General features: G+C 71.4%; 1 protein-coding gene. It reads left to right on the forward strand.

All coding sequences use genetic code 11. The annotated features are described in order from the left end of the window. A partial coding sequence (locus tag ACFFRH_RS44245; protein ID WP_386164193.1) for an RNA-guided endonuclease InsQ/TnpB family protein occupies window positions 1–997 on the forward strand: 997 nt, incomplete at both ends.

Consider the following 997-nt stretch of genomic DNA (forward strand, 5'->3'; position numbering starts at 1 on the left):
AAGTTCCTGCTGCGTCCCACCGCCCGCCAGAGCGTCGCGTTGGCCGCCTGCCTGGATGATCACCGTGCCCTGTACAACGCCGCGCTGGAGCACCGCCGCACCGCCTATGCCAAGGCGAAGGTGAGCATCCGCTACGGCGACCAGTCCGCCGAGCTGAAACACATCCGCGCCGACGACACAGACGGTCAGGGCCGGTGGTCGTTCTCCTCCCAGCAGGCCACCCTGCGCCGCCTGGACAAGGCGTTCGCCGCGTTCTTCGCCCGGCTCAAGGCCGGGCGCGCCCCGGGGTTTCCCCGCTTCAAGGGCGAGGGGCGGTTCGACACCGTCGAATGGCCGAAAGACGGCGACGGCTGCCGGTGGGACTCCCGGCCCGAACACCCCCGCGCCAGCTACGTCCGCCTTCAGGGCGTCGGCCACGTCCGCGTCCACCGGCACCGCACTGTGCGTGGCACGGTCAAGACGATCGGCGTGAAGCGGGAGGGCTCCCGCTGGTACGTGATCTTGTCGTGTGATGACGTGCCCGCCGAACCTCTGCCCGCGACCGGCGCCTCCGTCGGGATCGACCTGGGCGTGGCCTCGCTGGTCACCACCAGCGACGGTGAGCACCTGACCAACCCCCGCCACCTGGCAGCCTCCGCCGAGCGCCTCGCCGCCGCCCAGCGCGACCTCGCCCGCAAGAAACGCGGCTCCGCGCGGCGGCGTAAAGCGGTGGCGCGGGTCGCCGCCCTGCACGGCACGGTCCGCCGTCAGCGCCTGGACGGCGCGCACAAGGCCGCACTCGCGCTGGTCCGCGACTACGACGTCATCGCCTGCGAGGACCTGCGGATCGCGAACATGACCCGCTCGGCGTCCGGAACGCTCCAGGCGCCCGGCAGCAACGTGGCGGCCAAGTCCGGTCTCAATCGCAGCATCCTGGACGCGGGCTGGGGGGTGTTCCTGACGATCCTCCGCTCGAAGGCTGAAAGCGCCGCGAAGGAGATGATCGCGGTGAACCCCG

Origin of the sequence: Streptosporangium vulgare, assembly GCF_042428775.1 — a bacterium.
Classification (GTDB): Bacteria; Actinomycetota; Actinomycetes; order Streptosporangiales; family Streptosporangiaceae; genus Streptosporangium; species Streptosporangium vulgare.